Origin of the sequence: Streptomyces sp. KPB2 (genome assembly GCF_003950055.1) — a bacterium.
Classification (GTDB): domain Bacteria; phylum Actinomycetota; class Actinomycetes; order Streptomycetales; family Streptomycetaceae; genus Streptomyces; species Streptomyces salinarius.
In genome coordinates, this window is the sequence record NZ_CP034353.1 from 1098050 (window position 1) to 1120905 (window position 22856).

General features: G+C 74.8%; 16 protein-coding genes and 1 pseudogene. 7 read left to right on the forward strand and 10 right to left on the reverse strand.

Annotation, left to right across the window (positions count from 1 at the left end):
* Positions 1-41: 41 nt before the first annotated feature.
* Positions 42-5064 (reverse strand): annotated as a pseudogene (locus D1J63_RS04875) (DNA-binding protein).
* A gap of 40 nt (positions 5065-5104) precedes the next feature.
* Positions 5105-5980 (reverse strand): DUF4132 domain-containing protein, encoded by an 876-nt coding sequence (locus D1J63_RS04880; protein ID WP_125627882.1) that lies wholly within the window; start codon positions 5978-5980, stop codon positions 5105-5107.
* 526 nt (positions 5981-6506) lie between these two features.
* Between D1J63_RS04880 and D1J63_RS04885 the strand changes: the two genes are divergently transcribed.
* On the forward strand, positions 6507-7112 hold the full coding sequence (locus D1J63_RS04885; RefSeq protein ID WP_164712720.1) for a response regulator transcription factor: 606 nt from the start codon (positions 6507-6509) through the stop codon (positions 7110-7112).
* 168 nt (positions 7113-7280) lie between these two features.
* On the opposite strand, the gene D1J63_RS04890 is transcribed toward D1J63_RS04885, so the two are convergent.
* The 4 genes from D1J63_RS04890 to lanKC all read right to left on the reverse strand — a co-directional run bounded on the left by D1J63_RS04890 (position 7281) and on the right by lanKC (position 13973).
* Entirely contained in the window at positions 7281-9134 is a 1854-nt protein-coding gene (locus D1J63_RS04890; protein WP_125627884.1) for an ABC transporter ATP-binding protein, read from the reverse strand.
* Positions 9131-10924, reverse strand: coding sequence for an ABC transporter ATP-binding protein (locus D1J63_RS04895; protein WP_125627885.1), 1794 nt, complete (start codon positions 10922-10924; stop codon positions 9131-9133). Before D1J63_RS04895 ends, D1J63_RS04890 begins: the two co-directional genes overlap by 4 nt.
* A gap of 115 nt (positions 10925-11039) precedes the next feature.
* Positions 11040-11168, reverse strand: a complete 129-nt coding sequence (locus tag D1J63_RS04900; RefSeq protein ID WP_006130296.1) for a SapB/AmfS family lanthipeptide — start codon at positions 11166-11168, stop codon at positions 11040-11042.
* Positions 11169-11228: 60 nt separating this feature from the next.
* Positions 11229-13973 (reverse strand): class III lanthionine synthetase LanKC, encoded by a 2745-nt coding sequence (lanKC, locus tag D1J63_RS04905; RefSeq protein ID WP_125627886.1) that lies wholly within the window; start codon positions 13971-13973, stop codon positions 11229-11231.
* 225 nt (positions 13974-14198) lie between these two features.
* On the opposite strand from lanKC, the gene D1J63_RS04910 reads away from it, so the two are divergent.
* From D1J63_RS04910 to D1J63_RS04920, 3 genes are read left to right on the forward strand one after another with little or no spacing between them, the layout of a single operon-like run.
* Positions 14199-15272, forward strand: coding sequence for an aromatic ring-hydroxylating dioxygenase subunit alpha (locus tag D1J63_RS04910; RefSeq protein ID WP_125627887.1), 1074 nt, complete (start codon positions 14199-14201; stop codon positions 15270-15272).
* On the forward strand, positions 15269-15439 hold the full coding sequence (locus tag D1J63_RS04915) for a hypothetical protein (protein WP_125627888.1): 171 nt from the start codon (positions 15269-15271) through the stop codon (positions 15437-15439). Before D1J63_RS04910 ends, D1J63_RS04915 begins: the two co-directional genes overlap by 4 nt.
* Positions 15436-16377 (forward strand): PDR/VanB family oxidoreductase, encoded by a 942-nt coding sequence (locus D1J63_RS04920; RefSeq protein WP_125627889.1) that lies wholly within the window; start codon positions 15436-15438, stop codon positions 16375-16377. The genes D1J63_RS04915 and D1J63_RS04920 overlap by 4 nt, the downstream gene beginning before the upstream one ends.
* Positions 16378-16465: 88 nt before the next feature.
* Here the strand turns inward: D1J63_RS04920 and D1J63_RS04925 are convergent, their stop codons facing one another.
* A complete protein-coding gene (locus D1J63_RS04925) occupies positions 16466-17125 on the reverse strand; it encodes a hypothetical protein (protein ID WP_102928808.1) in 660 nt (219 codons plus the stop codon).
* 233 nt (positions 17126-17358) lie between these two features.
* Here D1J63_RS04925 and D1J63_RS04930 point away from each other — a divergent pair, with 233 nt between their 5' ends.
* Both D1J63_RS04930 and D1J63_RS04935 read left to right on the forward strand, forming a co-directional pair.
* Positions 17359-18015, forward strand: coding sequence for a helix-turn-helix transcriptional regulator (locus D1J63_RS04930; protein ID WP_125635201.1), 657 nt, complete (start codon positions 17359-17361; stop codon positions 18013-18015).
* Between the two features lie 234 nt (positions 18016-18249).
* On the forward strand, positions 18250-18486 hold the full coding sequence (locus D1J63_RS04935) for a hypothetical protein (protein WP_125627890.1): 237 nt from the start codon (positions 18250-18252) through the stop codon (positions 18484-18486).
* 28 nt (positions 18487-18514) lie between these two features.
* Here the strand turns inward: D1J63_RS04935 and D1J63_RS04940 are convergent, their stop codons facing one another.
* Positions 18515-19195, reverse strand: coding sequence for a 4'-phosphopantetheinyl transferase superfamily protein (locus tag D1J63_RS04940; RefSeq protein ID WP_125627891.1), 681 nt, complete (start codon positions 19193-19195; stop codon positions 18515-18517).
* Positions 19192-20079 carry a metallophosphoesterase gene (locus D1J63_RS04945; protein ID WP_125627892.1) on the reverse strand — a complete coding sequence of 296 codons (888 nt, stop codon included), beginning with the start codon at positions 20077-20079 and terminating at the stop codon, positions 19192-19194. The genes D1J63_RS04940 and D1J63_RS04945 overlap by 4 nt, the downstream gene beginning before the upstream one ends.
* 287 nt (positions 20080-20366) lie before the next feature.
* Between D1J63_RS04945 and D1J63_RS04950 the strand changes: the two genes are divergently transcribed.
* A complete protein-coding gene (locus D1J63_RS04950) occupies positions 20367-21518 on the forward strand; it encodes an ATP-grasp domain-containing protein (protein ID WP_125627893.1) in 1152 nt (383 codons plus the stop codon).
* Here the strand turns inward: D1J63_RS04950 and D1J63_RS04955 are convergent.
* The gene (locus D1J63_RS04955) at positions 21511-22848 is read right to left on the reverse strand and encodes a 6-phospho-beta-glucosidase (protein ID WP_164712721.1); all 1338 of its coding nucleotides are present in this window, start codon (positions 22846-22848) and stop codon (positions 21511-21513) included. The two genes, D1J63_RS04950 and D1J63_RS04955, sit on opposite strands and share 8 nt — an antisense overlap.
* Positions 22849-22856: the final 8 nt, after the last annotated feature.

Genomic DNA, 22856 nt, shown 5'->3' on the forward strand with positions numbered 1-22856 from the left:
GGGGACGGCCGTGGGTGTCGGCCGTCCCCTCCGCGCGCACGTCAGCGGCGGCGCCTGCGCGGTCGCGGCACCTCCGGTTCCTCCAGGCGCGGCCCGTCACCCTCCTGGACGCGCCGCCAGGCCTCGCGGTACAGCCCGGCGACGGGCCGGGTGGGCACGACCACTCCCAGGACGGGTGACTCGCCCTCCAGCAGGCCGTACAGCGGCAGCTTCCACCGCTCCAGCGGGAGGTGCGGGTTCGGCGGCCGGCTCCAGCCGCCGGGCAGGAACAACGTGCGGCCGGCCTTGGAGCGGCTGCCCTCGACCACGAGGTCGGTGGCGGCGAGTTCGGCGCGGGCGGCCCGCAGCCTGGCCGTTCCGCCCCGCCGGCCGCCCCAGCCGGTCCAGCGGGCGGTGTTGCGGTCGGTGGGGTCGGGCAGGGCGACCAGCATCAGGTACAGCACGGCGGCGTCCTCGCCGATGCCGTACCGCTCGGCCACCTCGCCGACCAGGTCGGGCACGGAGCGCGCGGGGTCCTGGGGCCACCACAGCCCGTCGGCGTCGCGTTCCCCGGCCAAGGGGTTGCCCGGGTCGGCGAGCAGCTCGGCGAACGGCCGGTCGTGGACCAGGCGCAGCGCCGTCTCCTGGGCGTTCGGCCGTTCACCGGTGCGGAGCGCCGCAAGGTGCGGGTCGTTGCCGGAGGCGTCCAGCAGGGCGGGCCGGACGGCGGGGATCGGGTCGGTAGGCCCGTTGCCCAGGACGACGGCGCCGTACCGTTCGAAGCCGTCGCCGGTCTCGGTGGGGTCTTTGGCCGTCCGACGGAACGCCGCCCAGTCGATGCCCCGCCGGTCGAGGGCGAGCAGCAGGCCGGGATGGGCCAGGCGTTCGCGCAGCGCGGTCAGGACACCGGGCAGCCTGGCCCGGAGCGGGTCGCCGGAGGGGAGCCGGTGGGCCAGCCACGCGGCCAGGGCCACCGATCCCTTGAGGACCGAGCTGTCGAAGCGGGGCGTGCTCTCCGCGGTCTCCAAGTGGTAGCGGCCGAAGCTCCAGGTCAGGTCCTTCGTCAGCCGGGGCTCGGTGGCCAGGTCCGCGAAGCCCCGGAGGGCGTCGGCGGGGGCCCAGCCCACCGGCTCGACCGTGCGGACGGCGTCGTGCAGCACGTCCTCGGGCAGCGGGGTGCGCCGGCCGAGTCTCTCGTTCCAGACCTCGGCAGCGCGGGCGACATCCGGGCCCTGGGTCCACAGCCGGGACGGTTCGGTGGGCAGCAGGGCGGCCAGCACGGCGCGCAGGGCACCGCTGTCGAGGGACCTCAGTTCGTCCTTCGCGACGCGGGCGTCGGCCGACTTCACGCCGATGACCTTCAGGGTCGCGGAGGGTACGTTGACGCGTCTGTCGTCGATCTGCGGCATTCCGGCGAGCACCAGGCGGGCCGTGGTCGGGGTGACGCCGGTGAGACGGGCGAACTCCTCGGCGGCCTCGGGGCGCCAGGGCACGGGGCCGCGCTCGGCCAGCTCGGCGCGGAAGGCGGCGACCCAGCCGGGTGCCCGTGTCGGCTCCGGCACGAACGGCTCCTCGGACACCAGGGTGTAGGGGGCCGGCACCTGGAAGCGGCCGGAGGGGTCGTGGTAGGCCGCGCCGTAGTGCTTGCCCTTGACCTCGTGGGGTTCGTACTCGCGGACGAACTGGTACCAGTCGTCGGGGAAGAGGAGGAACGCGCCGCCCTCCAGGTCGAGCACGGTCCCTCTGCTGTACCCGTACGTGTCGCCCGGTCCGTCGAAGGTGTCGGGGTCGAAGGCCAGGTGCACCCGGCGCCAGTGGCCGGGGTCGAGTTCCGTCAGCCCGTGCGCGTCCAGTTCACCGAGGAAGGTGTCCAGGGCTCGCCGGTGCTCCTCCACGGTGGCTTCCGAGGCCGCCCGGAGCGCCAGTACGGCGGGCAGTTCGGGCAGCGCCAGCCCGTTGAGGTGCTCCAACGGCTCCTGCTTGGCGAGCGACAGGTGGAAGATGCCCGCCGGAGCCGGTTCGGCCAGGCCCTTCATCGACCGGGCGAGGAGCTGCGGCAGTTCGAAGAGGCTGTGCTGGAAGTCGTAGTACCAGCGTGCGTCGCGTTCGGTCAGGCCGGCGCCGTTCAGTGCGGAGGCGAGCAGGCGGTCCCCGAGCGCGGGCTGCGGTTCCTCCGGGGTGACGCCCCGGACCGCCGAGTCCAGCCGGGCGAGCAGCCCGTCCAGGACGCGCTGCTGCTCGGCGGCGTAGCGCGCCACGCCGGTGATGCCCCGGAGCAGCGCCTCGTGGCCGACCTCCGGGAACAGGGTGCGCACGGGTGCGAGCACCGCGTCCAGGTCCGCCGCCCCGGTCTCCCCCGCCTCGTCCCCGGTGGTCTCGGCCACGGCCGCCGCCAGCAGTGCCGCCGCGACGTCGTCGCCGGCCCGGCGGAGCGCCGCGGAGCCCCGCGGGTCGCGGGGCCGGAGCAGGTGCCAGTAGCGCAGGGGCGGCAGCAGCGGGGTGCCCGCGGAGAAGGGGCCGGCTGTCTGATCACGCGCGAGGTGGGCGAGCACCGCGCTGTCGGAGTCCCGCAGTTGGAGGCTGCCCGACCAGCGCATCACGGTGACGGGCCGGTCGGTGCCCGGGAAGAGCAGCACGTTCTCCGGGCTGCCGCCCACGCGCCGGGGCACGACGACCGAGTGGCCGGCCAGGTCCTCTCCGTGCCGCGAGCCGTCGGGCCGGACGATCACCCGCCAGCCGAGCAGACCGTCCACCGGTGCGCACATCGGGCCCGGTTCGGCGGACGGGGCGGGCAGCAGCCAGGCGGTGCCGAGGGTGCTGCCCTCCGGTGCGGCGCGCAGCCCCTGGGCGAACCAGTCCGGTCCGCCGCGCTCCCCCACCACGTTGCCGGCCGGGTCGTAGGCGTGCCAGGTGCTGTTCTTCTCGCGGGACCAGTCGTCGACCCAGACCCAGTACGAGGTGCCGTCGCCGATCACCCGCTGTCGCCACGGCACGTGCGTGTCCCCCGGGCCGCAGCACGCCGCGGCCGGTGGTCCTGCCGCCCCCGGGGAGCGGGAGGGAGGCGGGCGGCATGCCGTTCGTCCCGCCGCTGCCGTCCGCGTGACAGACGTAGGAGGTGCGGACGTCGCCGTCGAGTTCCACCGGCGGCGAGACGCCCGTGTCGGGGTGGTACCAGTAGCCGTACGCGGCGGACGTGGGGGAGGCGTACCAGGAGACGAGCAGTCCGCCGTCCACGTACCTGACGTCGGGGCCGCCCAGGCGCCCCTCGTCCGGGAGGCGCAGCTCGTGACTGAGGACCGTGCCCTGCGCACCGAGCACCCGGACGTGCGTGCCATGAAGGACGATGAGGTGGGGCCAGGCCTCGGCCACCCGTGTCGCGCGGGCCTCCTCCGGGGAGGCGGCCGACCCGATCGCCTCGTCCCAGGCGGGCCAGCCCAGTTCGTCGACGATCCCGTCGCGCAGGGCGCGGGCGAGCACGGGCGCCATGCCGGTGCTCAGCGCGTCCCGCACCTGCTGCTCGGCGGTCGCCAGGATCTCGCCCGGCAGCCAGTTCAGCGCCTGGAACGGGCCGCTGCTGAGGGCGAATTCGCCCAGCCCGCTGGTGAGGTATCCGCGGCTGATGCCGGCCACCCACTCGGCGAGCATCGGGCGGCCGCCCGGCGACTCGGCGAGCCGGGTCACGGTGCGCCTGTCGATGCCCTCGCGCTCGTAGGTGGGGCAGTCCCTGCGGAAGGCCGCGTGGAAGCGGGTGTCGGCGGCGAGGGCGACGAGGTCGCGTCGCACCGGCCGGGCCGCCCAGTCGTGGAGGTTGAGCCACGCCTGGTCCTCGGGATCCTCGACCGGGACGCGCAGGGCGAGGAGCTGGTCGAGGAGGTCGACGTCGCCGACGGGCGCGCGCAGGGCGCCGCCCCCGGTGCCGAGTTCGGCGCGCAGGGCACCGGCCATGCGATCGACCAGCGGGTACAACTCGGGCGGGGCGAGGCGCCGTTCGTCGGTGCGGCACAGGGCCAGGAACCGGCGGGTCCAGCCGGCCGTGCCGTCGGGGGACCGCGCCTCGACCGGCAGCCCGACGTCGCACAGCCCCTCGGCCGCGCCGGTCTGCTCCAGCAGGTCGAGCCACTGTCCCAGCTCTTCCTGCTCCCATCCCGAGGGCAGCAGCCCCAACAGCGTGCCGCGGACGGCGGGTTCGCGCCGGGTCAGCTCGAGCAGGGCGGCCCGGTGGGCCTTCCACCAGCCGGGCGGCGCCTTGCGGGTGCCGGGCAGCGGCAGCATCTCGCGCAGGTGGGCCATCTCCTCGGCGAGGGCGTTCCTGCCCGCGACGGCCTTCGCCAGCCTGCGCAGATCACCCGCGCCCGGACTCGAAGGTGCCACGCCGTTCGCGGCGAGCCGGACGAAGAGCCCGCGCAGGTGCCGGAAGGCGGTGGCGGCCGGCACCCGGGACGACAGGCCCTTGGCGTAACCGGACAGCACCTTGGTCGGCATGGCGTCGGCGAGGGCGAACTCCAGGAACACGGCGTCCATGCGGGCCTCGTCGAACGGCAGGGCGTGGGCCGTCTCGGCCTTGCGCGCGTTGACGAACATCTGCGAGGCGTACGCCTTCTCACCGGCGGCCAGGAACACCCGGCCGGCCTCCTCGTAGAAGGTGGGCAGGAAGTGCGGCACGGAGCCCGCCAGACGCCGACCGATGGACTCGTAGGTGGCGCGGGCCTTCTTGGCCCTGGAGCGCACCGTCCGCGCGACCCTGTTCATCTCCTCGACCAGGGACATCGCGAGATGGCCGTCGGAGGGGTGGCGCACCAGCACCCATTCGGGGAAACCCATGGCCCGGTGCTGTCCCACGCCGACCTCGACGGGTTCGCCCGCGGGAACGAGTCCGAGGAACCCGCCGTCGCCGTCTCCCTCCGGGTCCCGTGGTGCCAGGCGTACGACGATCCGACCGTCCAGCCCCGGATGCCGGTAGGCGCGGGTGTACACGGGCACGGCGCGGTCGCCTCCCCCGGTGGTGCCCGGCGGCAGTACCGCACCGGCGCGCAGCAGATCCTCCACCTGCGCGTCCGCCCCATCCCGGGTCGTGCCGTCGTTCATGATCGCGTGCCTTTCATGGGTGTTCCGGTCGCCGGTGCGTTCACCGGGCGTCGTCCGTGGGCACGGTGCGGCCGGCGTGCAGGGCCGCGGCCATGCGCATGCCCTCGGACCAGGCGACGGGACCGACCTCGCTCAGCGGGAGGCTGCGGTGCCGGTCCTCGTGGCGCCAGGCCAGGCGGCCGGTCCACGCCTTCTCCTCGGTGTAGGGGTCGCTCATGCCGACGGAGGCGGTGACGATGCGTCCGCCGTCCCGGACGGTGTCGACGACGCTGCTGCCGGAGACGCGGTAGCCGAGGGAGGTGGCCCGGGCGGAGAGGTGGAACCACGAGCGGTACTCGGCGCCCGCGAACTCGGTGACCGCGTCGGCGCTGCCGTCGATGCCGGCGGGCTTCGTCCAGGTGGCGCGGTGGATCTGCGCCACGCCCTGGACCACCCCCGACTCGGCGGCGAAGGCGCGCAGTTCCTCCAGGCCGGGCAGGAGGACCGGATGCGGCATGGTCACCGTGGGGGCGGTCAGGCGGACGGTCTCGCCGTCCGGGGTCACCACCCGCAGCCCGTCCCTCTCGTCGGCGGCGCGCAGGAAGCCGACCTCGTCGGGGGCCGCACCGACCACGACGATGTCACGCAGTGCCGCCTGCCAGGCCTCGTCGGGCCAGACCCGCACGAGCAGCCCCGCCGGCACCGGCCGTGAGGACACCATCCAGTTGGTCACCCGTGCCACGCAGTCGGCGGCGTGCCGGTCCAGCCACTCGGCGAAGCGCTGGAGTTCGATCACCTCGGGACGGTCCCGTATCTCCTCGGGCAGGGTCCGCTCCGTCCTGCCCCCCGCCGGGGACGCCGGCGACGCCGTCCGCGCCACCACCCGGCCCTCCACCAGAGCGACTTCGTAGGTGTCGCCCGCTGCCAGCCAACCCATCCGCGTCTCGCCTCTCCCCACCACTAGGACCTACGGCACGGCATGCGGAACGACCCTGAATCGACACGCTGTGCTGTGCGTTGGCCAAGACTAGGGGCCCCCACCGACAGCGTCGGGCGCCGACCGGCGCGGTGCCTTTCGCGCCAGATTGGGCGACGGCGTTTTTCGGCCGGGCTCGGCGGCGGCCGCACTCCGGTCCGTCCGGACCGGGCCGGCGGGCGCCCCCGGTCGCGGGGGACGGCACCCGCCCTGGTCAGGGCGCCAGGGCACGGGGCGCCGGACGGCCGCTCGTCACCGGCGTCCGCGCGGACCGGCGCCGTACGTGGATTGGTGTGTTATCCGCCCTTCTTCCCTCGGTTCCGGGTCACGTCCGTCCTCCGACAGGGCCCTGACGACGGCGAATTGACTCCGATGGGGTTCGCACGCGCGTACGCGTCGTGTTCCACCGACCCGGATGGGGGCACATGGCCGGTGGCGCGGGGGCGCGGAGAGCCCGGCGGTCCGAACGGACCGCCGCTGACAAGGGGTGGGGGAGATGGTTCGCATTGTCGTGGTGCACGACGAGAAGCTGCTGCGGTCGGCGCTGGTGCAACTGCTCAGATCGGACGCCACGCTGGAGGTGTCCCCGCAGTGCGCCGACGCCCGGGAGCCGGAGGGTGAGGCGTTGCCGGCCGACGCCTGTGTCGTGGACGGAGAGTGCCTGACGGGACCGGACGACGGACGCGCCGCGCTCCTGCGCGACCGGTACGGCGACCGGCTGGTCGTCCTGGCCACCGCCAAGCGGCCCGGAGTGCTGCGCCGGGCGTTCGACGGGGGCGCCCTCGGGCTGGTCGACAAGAACGCCCCGGCCGAGCGGCTGATCACGGCGGTGCACACGGTCGCCAAGGGCGAGCGCTTCCTCGACGAGACGCTCACCGTGGCTCTGCTCAAGGGCGCGGAGATGCCGTTGACGACGAGGGAGCTGGGCGTGCTGGCCCTCGCCTCCCAGGGGGCGCCGATCGCCGAGATCGCGGCGCGACTGCACCTGTCCCGGGGCACGGTCCGCAACTACCTGGCCACGGCGGTCCGGAAGGTGGGCGCCCGCAACCGGGTCGACGCGATCCGCATCGTGCAGAGCGCGGGCTGGACCTGACGCGGCCACGTCCCCGCCCTCGCCACACGCGTCCTCGGCACACGGGACGTCGGCGCACGCGACATCGGCCCGCGCTCACGGCCGGCTCGGCGGTCAGGCGTGCCGGTGGCCGTCCCCGTCACGCGTGCCGGGACCCGTGACCGGCACCCGTGCCGGGGCCTGGCACGGTCACGCGTGCCAGTGGCCCGTCAGGTCCCGGTAGAGGGGCGAGAGGGCCAGCAGTTCGTCGTGCGTGCCGCACTCCGCCCGCTCGCCGTCCAGCACCAGGGTGCGGTCGGCGCGGACGGCCGAGGACAGGCGGTGCGCCACCACGACCAGTGTGCCGGGCCGTCTCGCGAGAACCTCCTCCGCCCGGGCCTCGGAGGCCGGGTCGAGATGGCACGTGGCCTCGTCGAGCAGCAGCAGGGGGGCGGGCGAGAGGTACGCGCGGACCAGCGCGACCAACTGCCGCTCCCCCGGCGAGAGTTCGGCGGGCCGCACCGGGCCGTCCGGTCCGCCCAGGCGCTCGACCAGTGGGCCCAGGCCGAACGCCTGGACCGCCGCCTCGAGTTCCGCCCGGCGCACGTCCGTGTTCAGGTACGCGAGGTTGTCGGCGACGGTGCCGGAGAACACGTAGGCCTCCTGGGGGACGAGCACCCGCAGGGCGGCCAACTCCACGGCGGGGCGCCCCGTCACCACCCGTCCGGCCACGCGCACCTCGCCGCGGCTCGGCGCGAGCGTCCCCGCGACGAGACGGGTGAGCGTCGACTTGCCGATGCCGCTCGGCCCGACGACGGCGAGGTGTTCACCGGGGGCGACGCGCAGGTCGAGCGAGTCGAGTACGGGCTCGGCCCGGACACCGTAGGACAGGGTGACGGACCTGAGGTCCACCGCCGGGACCGCTGCCCGTCGCACCGGGTGCCCGGCGTCGCCCGCTGTGCGGACGCCGGTGCCGTGATCCTGGACCGGGCCGTTGTTCCCGGCGGTGTCCGCTTCGCAAGCATGCGCCGGTGGGCTCGTGGTGTCCGGCCCCGGGCCCAGGATCCGGTCGAGGACGACCAGGAGCCGGGCACCGGCCGCGCCCAGCGCGGTCATCAGCGTGTGCAGGGCGGGCAGGAGGGACTGGACGAGGTAGGTGAAGGCGCCCAGCAGCGCGCCCGCGCTCACCCCTCGGCCGCGCAGCCACGGCACGGCGACCAGCAGCGCGAGCACGGGCAGGTGGCCCGCGACGCCGAGCGCCGCCGTGCGCACCGCCGCCCATCCGGCCAGTGTCCGGGCCCGGGCCGCCGCGTCGGCGACCAGGTCCGCGCCGCGCCGCTCCGCCGCCGGTCCGGTCCCGCAGGCGGCGAGGTCCCGCAATGCCGCACGCGAGCGCGCCGCGTGGTCGCCCAGTGCCTCGTCGGCCGCCAGCGCGCGGCGTTGGGCCGCCGCCATGGGCCGCAGCGTGACGAGGAACAGCGCGAGACCGGCCGCCAGCGGGGGCAGGACCACCACCAGCAGGGCCGGGTGCAGGGACAGCAGGCCGAGCAGGGCGCCGGCGGCGGTGAAGACGAAGGAACGCAGGGTGAGGACGAGTCCGGCGAAGCTGTCCCGGGCGATCTCGGCCTGGTTCGTGAGCCGCGAGACGGCCGCCCGGTCCGTCCCGCCGGGCCCGCCCCGGAGCGCCCGGGCCATGGAACGGTCGACCGCGTGCCGCACCAGCGCGTCGCGCAGCGGCTCCGTCAGCCCGGAGAGCTGCGCGAACACGCCCCGGACGACCGGGGCGCCGGACACTACGGCGAGCAGGGCGACCGCGAGCCACAGCAGCCCCCGGCGCGGGTCACCTGCGAGGAATCCGCCGTCGACGGCCCGGGCGACCGCGTGGCCCACCAGGAACGCCTGCCCGGACTCGGCCAGCGACCAGAGCGCGAGCCGCACCAGCACGCCCTTGCGGCGGGCGAGGAAGCGACCCGCGGGCGGCGCGAGGCGGCGCAGCGCACCGGCCCCGGTGTCAGGGGAATCGTGGTCGGCGGCCTGTGCAGGGGGGTGGCCGGTGGACGTCACGGACGTACCTCTTCGGGCTCGGGTCGGGGTGCGGCCGACACGCCCGGCGCCCCGGCCCCGGTGCCGCCGGTGCCCGCGTCGGCACCCGCGCCGAAGACCGCGCGGTAGTCGGCCGTGTGCCACAGGTCCCGGTGCGTGCCGACGGCGCGCACGCTCCCCTGCTCCAGCCAGACCACCAGGTCCGCCCGGTCCGCCACCGACGGGCGGTGCGCCACCACGAGCCTGGTCCCGGGGCGTACCGAGTGGCGCAGTGCCAGGTTCACCTCGTGCTCCGTGGCGGTGTCCAGACTGGACGTCGCGTCGTCCATCACCAGCAGACGCCCGGCGTGCGCGAACGCCCTCGCCAGTCCGAGACGCTGGTGTTCCCCGCCCGACAGCGGCGCCTGCGGCAACGGGGTGTCGTAGCCGAGCGGCAGCCGCCGTACGAAGCCGTCGGCGCCCGCCGCGCGGGCCGCTCGCCGCACCTGCTCCCCCGTCGGCCGCCGCGCCCCGGTGGCGACCGCTTCGGCGACCGTGCCCTCGCCCAGCACCGGGCGCTCGAAGGCGTAGGTCACCTCGCCGCGCAGCGCCTCGCGCGTCAGCCGGTCGAGCCGGACACCGTCCAGGAGCACGTGCCCCTCGTCCGGGTCGATCAGCCGACCCGCCACGGCGGCGAGGACGGACTTGCCCGATCCGCCGCGGCCGACCACGGCGACGGTGCTGCCGCCCGGCACCCGTAGACGGTCCACACGCAGGACCCGCCTGCCGTCGCGCACCACGCGCACTCCGCGCAGTTCGAGCTCCCCCGGGCCGTCCGGGGGCAACGACCGTGTGCCGTACGCCTGCGCGGGCATCCGTTCCAGCTCCAGGGTCCGCTGCCGTGCCTGACGGGCTCGTACGATCGCCCCGAGCAGCGTCGCGGCACCGCCGACGCCGGCGGTCAGCTGCGCGTACCGGCCGACGGCGAGCAGGTCGCCCACGCTCAGTTCACCGGCCGCCAGGCGCAGTCCGCCGACGGCGGTGGCGGTCAGCGTCAGCGCCGGGACCAGGACGGCGCTCCTGCCGAGGGCCCGTCCGTGCAGGGCCCACATGTGCCGGCCCTGGGCGGCCAGTTCCGTCAACGGGGCCAGGACGCGGGCGCGTTCCCGGTCCGCGGTGCCCGCGGCACCGATCGTGGCCGTGCCCTCCAGGGTTTCGAGCAGCCGGGACGCGATCAGGGACTGGGTGCGCTGGTAGGCGGCGACCGTGGCGCCCGTGTCGCGGGCGAAGGACCGCAGCACCAGCGCCAGGGCGGGCAGACCGGTCAGCACGCAGAGCGCCACCCACAGGTCGACGAGGGCCAGCGCCGCGAGCGCGCCCAGCGGGGTGATCAGCGAGGCGGCCAGCGCCGCACGGGCCGCCGGGGCGCCGCCCGCGTCCGCGGCGTTGAGGGTCAGCCGGGTGCCGACGTCGCCGGGCGGGTGCGGCCGGGCGTGCTCGGGTACGGCACGCAGCAGTCCGTGCAGGGCGCGGGAGCGGACGGACTGCGTCCACGTGGCGTTGCAGCGGCCGGTGAACAGTGCGGTGGCGCTGTCCAGCAGCAGTTCGCCCAGGAGCAGCCCGGCGCTCAGCGGGAGCCACCGGCCCGCGTCGCCGTCGCGCAGCAGCAGATCCAGGGTGCGGCCGAGAACGAGGGGCTGGACCACGGCCGCCAGGGCCGCCCCGACCGAGCACAGCAGCACCAGGGCTTCCGGCGTGCGCCCGGGTGCCGAGCCGTCGGCCCCGTCGCGCTCCCCGGGCGTCCGGCGTACCGTGACCCTTCTCGTTCGCACCTGCGAAACCTCCGTACGTCACGCGCGGGCAGGCGTCGGCGCCCCGGGCCGCAGCCCGGGGCGCCCGCGCCCGACGGCATGGCTCAGCACGCCGCCGTGGCCGTCGAGTCCGGCGTCAGTTGCAGGTGGTGACGCTCAGGCTGCTGTCGCCGCAGAGCAGGAGGCTCGCGCGGCTACCGGTCTCGACGTCCCCCATGGCCTCTTCCTTGGGGGTCTCCATCGACTGCAGGTCGAACAGGTTCATGACGACTTCCTTTCGTTCGGCAACGGGTGTGCTTTTCTCACGACCCCGGACGGGGCCGAGTCAGGGGGCGCCGCTCGGGCGCAGCGGTGGCAGGAACGGCAGCCCGGTGGGCACGTCGCCGAGGACGGAGGCGACGGCCAGCAGGCATCCGGCCGTTCCGGTGGAGAGGTCCATGGACAGGCGCATCATCTGCTCGCCGGGGAAGGCGAGCCGGCCGCGGTAGGACATGGCGTGCCAGGACAGCGCGTCGAGCTGGCGCCGTACGGCCTCCGGGCCCGTGCCGGGCGCCGTGACCGTGGTGCGGCCGAGGTACAGCACCATGCCGGCCACGCCCCGGAAGAGGCCCGGCTGGGCGTAGAACATCGCCTGGGCCGCGGCGACGATCTCGTCCCCGGCCCGGGCGAACTCCTCGTCGGCCCGGTGCGCCAGGTAGTCGTCGAGCACCATGCCGATGCCCACACTGCCGGCGCCCAGGTAGGGCATGGTGCGCCATCCCTCGTCGACCTGCAGCGCGCCGCCCGCGCCGCGGACACAGCGGGCGAGGTCCTGGCGCAGCGCGTCCCGGGTGAGGTCGAGGAGGGCGGAGTCCCGGGTGCGTTCGAACAGCCGCAGGAAGAGCAGTGCGCGTCCCGCGCCGCCGTACAGGAGCCCCGCACGGGCCCGTCCCCGGCTCCCGCCCCCGGCGGGCGCGGCGTCGGCGGCCAGCTCGGCGCAGCGCAGGGCCGCCGCGTGCGGTGCGCTCTCCCCGGTGGTGACGGCCAGCGAGTCCAGGGCCAGGCCGACGCCGGCGGTGCCGCCGTGCAGGTCGGGGCCCAGGTGGTCGAGGGACTGGTCGAGGAGGAGTTCGGTGAGGTCGAGGGCGCGGTCGCGGTGACCGAGGTGCTCCAGGGTCCAGGCGACGCCGGCGAGCCCGTCGTGGAGGCCGAGGGGCATGCCGGAGGGCGGCTCCTTGGTCCGCTCCAGCAGCCACTGCTCGCCCGTCTCGTCCCGTCCCGCGCCGCTCTCGGCGAGGGCGTACAGGACACCAGCCGCACCGTGGGCGAAGGCCAGGCCGCCGCCTGCGGTGGCGAACTGCGCGATGTCGCCCGGGAAGAGGCGGTCCGTGCGGGACGGCGTCGCGGAGGCCCGGATCGCCGCGGCCATGGAGTCCCGGCTGTGCGGCCAGTCGTCCGGCCGGACCGAAGCCACCGGCCGGGCGGACGGTCGCGCCGCTGCCCCGGGGTGCGATCGGGTCACCGGCCCGGCGGGCGGTGGCGTCCGCGGCCCGGCGGGCAGTGGCGCGGCGGGCACGTCGGACGTTCGCGCCGTCGGCCCGGCGGACGGTGAAGTCGTCTGCCCCGTGAGCGGTCGCGCCACCGGCCCGGCGGGCCGTCGTGCCTCGGGGGCGCCGTCCACGCGGGTGATCTCGTCGACCGCCGCGTCCAGGAAGGCCCGGTCCACGGGGAACTGCTGCGCCACCACGTCCGCGAGATGCGCCGCCTTGTTCCGGTCGACGGCGAGCAGACTGGTGAGGGGGAGGAACAGCGCGAGCCGCAGACACGCCAGCGCGTACCGGTCCACCGCCACGCCCCGGCGGTCGGACGGCGCCACGAACCCGGGGTTCGCCACGGTCTGCCGGCCGGCTTCGTCCACGTGGTGGGCGGCCTCGAAGTCCAGGAGGGCGACGCTGCCGTCGTCCCGGATCATGATGTTGAACAGATGCAGGTCGTTGAAGACCACGCCCCGGGCGTGGACGTCCTCGACGGCACGTTCCACCCGCGCGTGGACGTCGAGGGCCCAGTCGGTGTACTCGGCGAGTCTCCGCTCCCCCGGATCGGCCTCGATGAGCGGATGGCGGCGGGCGAAGAACGTGTTGAGCGGCTTGCCGTCGATGTACTCCAGGACGAGGAAGTGGTGCTCCCCGACCGTGACGTGGTCGAGCACCCCGGGCGTGCAGTCGAGGCCCGACAGCCGCTCCAGCGCCCGGCGTTCGCGGTGCAGCCGGGTCACGGCGTCGGCGCCGTCGGCCGCGAGTCCGGCGTGCGGACGGGCCTCCTTCAGGACGACCCGCTCGCCGGTGCGGGTGTCCCGGGCGAGGTACACGCCGCCGCCGTTGGAGAAGTGCAGCGCCGACTCGACGGCGTAGGGCAGGCCGGTCACGGTGACCGCGGAACGGGCGTCGAGGTGGGGGCGCAGGAAGGCGGGCAAGGTCACCCAGTCCGGGACGCGGAAGACCGGGCCGCGCAGGTCCGGGACCAGCACACCGTCGGGGCGGGCCACGGCAGGCCGCGGTTCCCCGTCCGCGTCGTAGCAGTTGCGGCGGGTGAAGCCGCCGTAGCGGACGTGCACGGGGCCGGCGCCGATGCGCAGGTCGCTCAGGATGTGCGGGCCGGGCTCACCGGCCAGCAGGTCGGACAGCTCGCGCACCAGCCGTTCGAACTCCGCCTCGTCCGCCGGGTACACGGTGACGAACTTGCCGCTGCCGGCCCGGTCCGCGTACTTGGCGTTGCGCTGGTGCAGCAGGTAGCGGCTGGGCACGAACTTGAAGGCCGTGCCCCCGGCGACGCAGTGCCGCCACACGCGGTCGAGCACGGACTCGGCGTTGTCGAGGCAGGCGGAGACGTGGATCTTCCACCCCTGGTCGGGCAGGTCCGCGTCGGCCGGGCGCAGCGCGAGCCAGTCCCCGCTCTCGTTGCGCCGCCATCCCTCCGGCACCGGCGAGGAGGCCGCGGCGTAACGGGACCGCGAGGTGCCCGAAGCCGTGCGGTGCGGGGCGTCGTAGAAGTACGGGTCCGCGTCGCAGTACACGGCGTAGCCCTTGTTCACGCCTGCTCCTTCCCACCCGGTCGCTGACGGAGACGACGCTGTCACGCGGCGTACGGCCGCGCACAGTTGCCGCTGTCATCACTCCGACGTGCGGAACGCACGGGTAACTTCGTGGGAGCAGGCCGGCGAAGCGGCACAATTCCGCCGGGCGGAAGTCCTGTTGCCGGGGTCGGACGGGGTGGCGATGGTGTCACCACACGACGTCAACGACGACGGGAGCCGCGCATGCCGCACATGACCGCCTTCGCCAGGAACCAGTGGTACGTCGCCGCCTACAGCCACGAGGTGGGGCGGGAGCTGCTGGGCCGTACGGTCCTCGGCGAGCCGCTCGTGCTCTACCGCACCGAGGAGGACGGGAGCCCGGTCGTGCTGCACGACCGTTGCGTGCACCGGCGTTACCCGCTGTCCGAGGCGCCGACCCGGCTGGACGGCGACCGGATCGTGTGCGGGTACCACGGGTTCACGTACGACACGACCGGCACCTGTGTGTACGTGCCGGGGCAGAAGCGCGTCCCGCGCACCGCCCGCGTCGCCTCCTACCCGGTGGCCGAACGGGACTCCCTGGTGTGGGTGTGGATCGGCGACCCCGCGCTGGCCGACCCGGAGGCGGTGCCCCGCGCCCGGCACCTGGACGCGCCGGGCTGGGTGACGGTCCGGGGCATGGAGCCGATCGACGCGGACTACGGGCTGCTGGTCGACAACCTCCTCGACCTGTCCCACGAGACGTACCTGCACGGCGGTTACATCGGCACGCCCGAGGTCGCCGAGACGCCGATCACCACCGAGGTCGACGAGGCCGCGGGGATCGTCCGGGTGAGCCGGCACATGGACGACGCCGAGTGCCCGCCGTTCTACGCCAGGTCGACGGGCATCAGCGGACGCATCGACCGCTGGCAGGACATCGAGTACCACGCGCCCTGTCTGTACGTGCTGCACAGCAGGGTCGCGCCGACGGGCACCGTGCCCGCGCCCGACGGCAGCGATCCGGACGGCTTCCACACCGAGATCACGTACGCCATCACACCGTCCGGCGACGGGAAGGTGTACGACTTCTGGGCGGTCTCCCGGGACTGGGCGACGAACGACGCCGAGGTCACCGAGTTCCTGCACAAGAACAACCGCACGGTCGTCATGCAGGACGTCGACGCGCTCAACCTGCTCCAGCGCACGCTGGGCGGTGAGCGCACCGGCTACCAGGAGCTGAGCATCAACATCGACACCGGGGGCCTCGCCGCCCGCCGCATCCTGGCCCGGCTGGTCGAGGAGGGTGCCGGGGCAAAGCCGCGGGTGGCCCGGTGAGCGGGCGTACCGGCGAGGTCTATCGCGTCGACTGGCTGCCCGGCACCGACGTCCTGCACGGCATCTGCCACTGCGGCGCCGAGCACACCGCCGAGGACCCCGTCGCCATGTGGGACTGGATGCTCGCCCACCCGCAAGGGCACGACCTGCCCGGGGACGGTTCATGACCGCGTACGAGACCGAACTCGTCGTCGGCCGCCGGGAGACGGCGGCCGACGGCGTGCTCGCCCTCACCCTGCGCCACCCCTTGGGCGAACCGCTCCCGGCCTGGGAGCCCGGCGCCCACGTCGACGTCGTCCTCGGCCCGGGGCTGGAACGGCAGTACTCGCTCTGCGGCGACCCGGCCGACCGCGCGCAGTGGCGCATCGCGGTGCTGCGCGAGACCGACGGGAGGGGCGGGTCGGCCCACGTCCACGAGGAGGTGCGGACCGGCGACAAGCTCCGGGTGCGCGGCCCGCGCAACAACTTCCGGCTGGAGCCCGCGCCCCGCTACCGTTTCGTCGCCGGAGGCATCGGCATCACCCCGATCCTGCCGATGCTGGCCGCCGCCGAGGAGGCGGGCGCCGACTGGAGCCTGCTGTACGGCGGTCGGACCCGCGCCGGCCTGGCGTTCACGCGGGAGTTGGGGCGGTACGGCGACCGGGTGACGATCGTCCCGGAGGACGAGTCGGGGCTGCTCGACCTCGCGCCCGTGCTCGACGACCTGCCCCCGGACACCCTCGTGTACTGCTGCGGCCCGGGCCCGCTGCTGGACGCCGTCGAGGCGCGCTGTCCCGCCGGGCGCCTGCGCCTGGAGCGGTTCCGCCCGAAGGAGGCCGCCGTCGTTGCCCCGGCGGAGGCGGAGTTCGAGGTCGTGCTCGCGCGCAGCGGCCGTACGGTCGCCGTCCCGCCCGGTGTCTCGGTCCTGGACGCGGTCCGCGAAGCCGGCGTCGAGGTGCTCTACTCCTGCACGGAGGGCACCTGCGGAACCTGTGAGACCGAGGTCGTCGAGGGGGAACCGGACCACCGGGACTCGGTCCTCACCGAGGAGGAGCGGGCCGCCGGGGAGACGATGCTCGTCTGCGTCTCCCGGTGCCGTGGCCGGCGGCTCGTGCTGGACCTGTGACCGCGCGGCGGCTCCGCGAGGGCCGTCCACCTGGGGGAACGGGTGATCGTGCTGCGCGACGGACGCTCCGCCCGCCCGTGACCACCGGTCACTCGGCGGCGGGGACGACCCTCAGGTGGGAGGGGGCACGGCGGGCGCGCGGCGACCGGTGCTCGGTGCGGCGCGGTTCCCGCAGGACCAGCGTCAGCCTGGTGTAGCCGAGCTCCTGGAGCGCCCTGGGCGTCTCCACCACGACGCGGCACTCGGTGGTGCCCCGGCGCGGGTCGGGGTGGTGCAGCGGCCGTACGGCGCCGTCGTGTTCGACGGCCCGGTCTCCGACGGCGCGGATCCAGTGCGGCAGGCCCTGCCGGTAGGCGGCCTCCATGATCGGGTCCTGGGCGATGTCCCGGCGGACGGCCTGCAGGCCGGGGTCGTGGCCGTCCCGCTCCAGGGTGGCGGCGAAGTGCGCCAGCATGGGCAGGCACCAGCTCGACTCGTGCTCGCCGAGGACGGTGGCGGCGTCCGGGTGGAAGAGGACGAACCGGAGGAAGTTGTCGTCCGGCATGGCCGTCGGGTGCGGTCCGGCTCCCCGGAAGAGTGTCCTGAAGGCGCCGTTGGCCAGCACCACGTCCCAGCGGTGGTCGACGACGAGAGAGGGGAAGGGGACGGCCTCCAGGAGCGCGGTGTAGTCCTGGAGATAGGCCTGGGCCTCGGGGGTCGCGGGGGTGGGCCGCGGCGCCGACCGCTGCCCTCCTGCCTGAAATGCCATCGGGAGGTCACCCCTCTTGCCTATGCGGCCTTCTCGCGGCGTCCCGCATCCTGGCGCCCCGACGCGAGGTGTGTCAACTATCGTGGCATTTCGTGCCTGTTGACGGCTGAAATAGGCCACAGTTGTGGCGATGCCTGGATGTGAGTTCGAGCGGCAGGCTACTCTCCGGGAAGTTCACGGCAACTGCTTGTGAGAAGCCTGTGAGGCCTGTGAGAGACGTAGGAGAGCTGTCGGTGACGGGTGGCTTCGAGGGTCCGGGCACCATGCCGATGACCACGCTGACCGCCGTCGTCGCCCGGGTCGGCGCACTCGCGGACCGGCTCGGCGTGCCGCACACCGAGGTGTTCGACGTCGGCCGGCTCTCCGCGGCCTCCGGCGTCCCCGAGCCCGTGGTGGGAGCCCTGCTCGGCGGCCGGCCGGCGGGTGAACCCGATGTCCGGACCCGGTTCGTCCAGCGCCTGGACCTGCTGCGCCGCACCCGGCTGAAACCGAACGGCCGCAAGTACACCCAGCAGGAGATCGCCGACGGCGCGGGAATGTCGCGGCAGCAGGCCGGCGCGCTCATCAACGGCGACCGGCGCCCCACCATGGAGCACTGCGACGCCATCCAGCGCTTCTTCCGGGTGCACGCCGGATTCCTCACCGCCGAGGACCCCGAGGCGCTCTCCGGTGCCCTCCAGCGCACCGAGCAGGAGCTGCTCCAGCAACTCGCCGACCGGGAGCGGGAGGCGGCGGCCGCCGCCGACGACCCGCTGGAGCGGCTGCTCCAGGACCACGGCGTGCGCGGCATCGCCTGGCGGGCCGCGCAACTCCCCACCGACCAGCACCGGGACAAGGTCGCCGAGTGGCTGGACATGCTGCTGGAGAGCGTGCAGCGGCCCGAGTCGTGAGCCGTCGCGCACCCTCGGTGAGCCGTGCCCTTCTCGTGAGCCGTCGTGCGCCGGTCTCGGATCAGTAGTACGCCCGTCGCGCGCCTGACCGGGGCGGTGGCCCGATCGGTGCGGGCGCAGCGGGAGTTCGGGCGCGGCTGGAGGCGATTGTCAGTGGTGGGCGGCAAGCTGGGAGGGTGCCGCCGCCGTGCGGGGGCGCGTGACCGCTGACGTCGTTGTGGGGAGAGCCGACCGATGACCGCCGCCGTACTGACCGACCACGAACGCACGGCCGTCCAGGCCTACCTGCGACTCCTGCACACCGTGCGGGCCGGTGTGGACACCGGGTCGGATCCGGACGCCCCGAAGCGTCCGCCCGTCGTCCCGCCCTCCGTGCTGGCGGAGGCGGAGCAGGCCCTCGAGGCGGCGGGGCTGGCGGGGAACGAGGAGGCGTTCTTCCGGCTGCTGCGGGACTGGTGCCCGCCCACCTGACGGCGAGGGGCGGGCGGCCCGTCGCCGTTCAGATGTGCGGGACCGTGATCGCGGTGGCGACCAGGCCGTTGCGGGCGGTCCAGCGGCCGTCGAAGCGGGCCAGGCGCCTGCCGCCCACGGTCGGTCCCGGCACCAGGAGGGCGGCGTGCAGGGTGCCGCGGCGCGGGTCGGCCGGGTCGACGCCGATCTCGACGTCCGCCTCCGCGAAGTCCAGCCACTGCCCGGTGAGGGGGAACCACGCCTTGTAGACCGACTCCTTGGCGCTGAACAGCAGCCGCTCCCAGTGGACGCCGGGCCGCGCCTGGTCGAGTCGCCGCAGGCGGGCCGCCTCGGCGGGCAGGGCGATGGTCCCGAGGACGCCGTCCGGAAGCGGCCCGTCCGGTTCGGCGTCGATGCCGAGGGAGGCCAGGTCGGTGCGGCGGACCAGGGCGGCCGCGCAGTAGCCGTCGCAGTGGGTCATGCTGCCGGTGAGGCCGGCCGGCCAGCTCGGCGCCCCGCGTTCGCCGGTCGGCACGGCCTGCGGGGGCACACCGAGCTTCTCCATGGCCCGGCGCGCGCAGGACCGTACGGCGGTGAACTCCCGGCGCCGCTTGGCGACGGCCCGTGCGACGATCGCCTCCTCCTCCGGGTAGAGGGACAGGTGTCCGGCCTCGTCGTGGCCGAACGCCTCCACGGCCACGACGGTGTCGGGCAGCAGTTCCTCGATCAACGGGTCACCTCCGGGCGCGACGGCGCCACGGACGCCGACGGAGCGGGCAGGATACGGCGCAGTTGCCCCGGCGGCCCGGGCCGCTTGCGCCACTCGCGGGGATAGCCCACCGAGACCTCCTCGAAGCGGACCCCCTCGTGCCAGGTGGTGCGCGGTATGTGCAGATGCCCGTAGACCATGGCCGCGACCCGGAACCTGCGGTGCCAGTCCGCGGTCAGCGAGGTGCCGCACCACATGGCGAACTCGGGGTACCACAGGACATCGGTGGGGTGCCGGTCCAGCGGGTAGTGGTTGACGGGGATCACCGGCAGGCCGGCGGGGATCTCGGCGAGCCTGCGCCCGGTCTCCTCGACCCGCGCCCGGCACCAGGCCTCGCGGCTGGGATAGGGGTCGGGGTGCAGCAGGTACTCGTCGGTGCACACGACGCCGGTGCCTTGGGCGTACTCCAGGCCCTCGGCCTTGGTCGCGCATCCCGGCGGCAGGAACGAGTAGTCGTAGAGCAGGAAGAGCGGGGCGACGACCGCCGGCCCGCCCGCGCCCTCCCACCGGGGGTAGGGGTCCTCGGGTGTGGTGACGCCCAGTTCGCGGCACGTCTCGACGAGGTGTTCGTAGCGGGCGGCGCCGCGCAGGGCGACGGGGTCCTTGGGGTGCGTCCACAGTTCGTGGTTGCCGGGGGCCCAGACGACCCGGCCGAAGCGGTCCGCGAGGGTCTTCAGCGCCCAGCGGACGTCGGCGACGGTCTCCGCGACGTCGCCGGCCACCAGGAGCCAGTCGTCGGCGGACTCGGGATGCATCCGCTCGACCAGGGCCCGGTTCTCCTGGTAACCGATGTGCAGGTCGCTGATGGCCCACAGCGTCCCCGGAGCGCCGGTCCTCGACGTCATCCCCCACCCCTCCGCAGACAACCCTTCGACGTCACGAGATCACATCACCACCGCCGTCACAAGGCGGCCCCGCGACGCCCTTTCCGGGCCGGTCGGAAGGCCGGTGCGCTGCGGGCCCGGCGCATCCGTGTGACGCGCGTTGCACTCGGGGCCGCGCGTACCCCTATGATCGCCCCAACACCACCGCCACGCCTCATTCCTCGCGCAGAGCGGCTCGGTGTCCCTCCGAACCCCTGGCCGGGCACGGCCTGCTTCGCCCTGCCCGCGAACCCTGGAAGGCGGCTTGCATGGCTTCTCCCGTACGCGTCTGGCTCAACCGCACGTACGCGGAGAACGTCTTCTTCATGGATCAGCTGCGGAGAAATCCCGCCGACCGGGCCGTCGAGATCCATGCCACGCACGGCGACCCGGACTCCCCCGTGCTGGCCGCCGCGGACACCGCCGACCTGGAACCCGAGGGGCTCTCCCCGGCGGGTTACGTCGAGTACGCCCTGGCCCAGTGCGCGCGGCGCGGCATCGACGTGTTCGTGCCCCGGCTGCACCAGTCGGCGATCGTGGCGCACCGCGCCGAGTTCGAGGCGCTGGGTACGGCGTTGCTCGCGCCGTCGCCCCAGGCAGTGGCCCTGTTCGCCGACAAGGTGATCGCCTACGAGGCGGTCCGGGCGGTCGGCGTGCCGGTGCCGCCCTGGTGGCGGGTGCGCACGGCCGAGGAGCTGGTCCTCGCGGTGGAGGAGCTGGAGGCCGGCGGCCACCGGGCGTGCTTCAAGCCGGCGTCCGGCGCGGGCGGTGTGGGCTTCCGGATGGTCACCCGGGACCCCTTCTCGCTGGCGCACCTGAACGGGTTCCCGAGCCCGTCCGTACCGCTGCCCCTGGTCGTCGAGGCGCTGCGGGCGGCCGAGGAGCCCGTGGACTGGCTGGTGATGCCGCGCCTGGAGCAGCCGGAGGTCTCGGTGGACCTTCTCACGGGGCCCGACAACCGGGTCCGGCTGGCCGTGGGCCGCACGAAGAACGGCCGCCGCCGGGGGTTCACCCTGCACGAGCAGTGGCTGGCACCGGCCCGGCGGATCGCCGAGGCGTTCGGGCTGCACCACCTGTCCAACGTGCAGTTCCGGATGTACGGCGACCGGCCGGTGCTGATGGACGTCAACACCCGCCCGGCCGGTGGGCTGCACCAACTGGCGCTGTGCGGCGTCAACGTCCCGTGGGCGGCGGTCCGGCTGGCCCTCGGCGACGACCCGGGCGAGCTGGAGCCGCCGTTCCTGGGCCAGGACTACGCGGTGGTCTCCGGACCGCGCCCGCTGCGCCCGGTGTCCCTGCCCCAGCAGCGCCCGGACCTCCCCGCCGTTCCGACTCCGACGACGGCACCGGGACCGGGGCCGGCCCACCCGGCGGCACCCGCGCAGGCACCGGCGACGTCCGCGCCGGCGGGGCTCACCTGAGGTAGGCCAGCCCCGGGTGCACCGCCCGGTAGCCGTCGACCAGGCGGCGGGCGACGTCGACCGAGTCGACGAGGGGGTGCAGGGCGAAGGCGCGTACCGCCGCCGCGCGGGAGCCCGTCTCGGCGGCGGTCAGGACGTCGCGCTCGACGGCCTTGACCGCGCAGACCAGGCCGGTGGCGTGGCCGGGCAGCGCGGAGACCGCCATCGGGTGGGCGCCGTTGGCGTCGACCAGGCAGGGGACCTCGACCACCGCGTCGCGGTCGAGGGCGGCGAGCGTGCCGCGGTTGCGTACGTTGAGGATCAGGGTGGCGCGTTCGTCGCGGGCGACGGCCCGCATCAGCGCCAGCGCGACCTTCTCGTAACCGCCCGACAGGTCCTCGGCCTCGCGCTCCCCCGCACCCGCCGTCTCGCGGTTCTCGGCCATGTAGGTGGCCTCGCGTTCGGCGCGGGTGCGGTCCCAGGTGGCCAGGGCCGGGGCGTCGGGGCGGCGCATCTCGTCGTAGAAGCGGGCCTGCTGGTCGCGCAGGAACGCGCCGCGGGTGCGCTCGGCCTCCTGGTAGGCGCGTACGGTCTCCCGGTTGAAGTAGTAGTAGTGCAGGTACTCGTTGGGGATCGCGCCGAGGGAGCGCAGCCACTCGGGGCCGAAGAGCCGGCCCTCCTCGAAGGAGCCGAGCAGCTCCGGGTCGGCGAGCAGCCGCGGGAGTTCGTCGCGTCCGGCGACGCGCAGTCCGCGCAGCCAGCCGAGGTGGTTGAGGCCGGCGTAGTCGACGAACGCGCGGTCCGGGTCGGCGCCCAGCACGCGGGCGACGCGGCGGCCGAGTCCGACCGGCGAGTCGCAGATGCCGATGACCCGGTCGCCCAGGTGCCGGGACATGGCCTCGGTGACCAGTCCCGCCGGGTTGGTGAAGTTGATGACCCAGGCGTCGGGCGCCAGCCGGGCAACCCGGCGGGCGATGTCGACGGCGACCGGGACGGTCCGCAGCCCGTACGCGATGCCGCCCGCGCCGACCGTCTCCTGCCCGAGGACGCCCTCGGCGAGCGCCACCCGTTCGTCGTCGGCACGCCCCTGGAGGCCGCCGACGCGGATCGCCGAGAACACGAAGTCGGCACCGCGCAGCGCCTCGTCGAGGTCGCTCGTGGCGGTCACCGCCGGCGCGTCGGGCACCCCGGCCGCCTGCTCGGCCAGCACCCGGGTCATCGCCGTCAGCCGCGCCGCGTCCGTGTCGTACAGCACGACGTCGCGCACGCGCCCCTCGGCACGGTCCCCAAGCAGCGCCCCGTACACGAGCGGCACCCGGAACCCGCCGCCGCCCAGCATCGTCAGCCTCACGTCGTCCG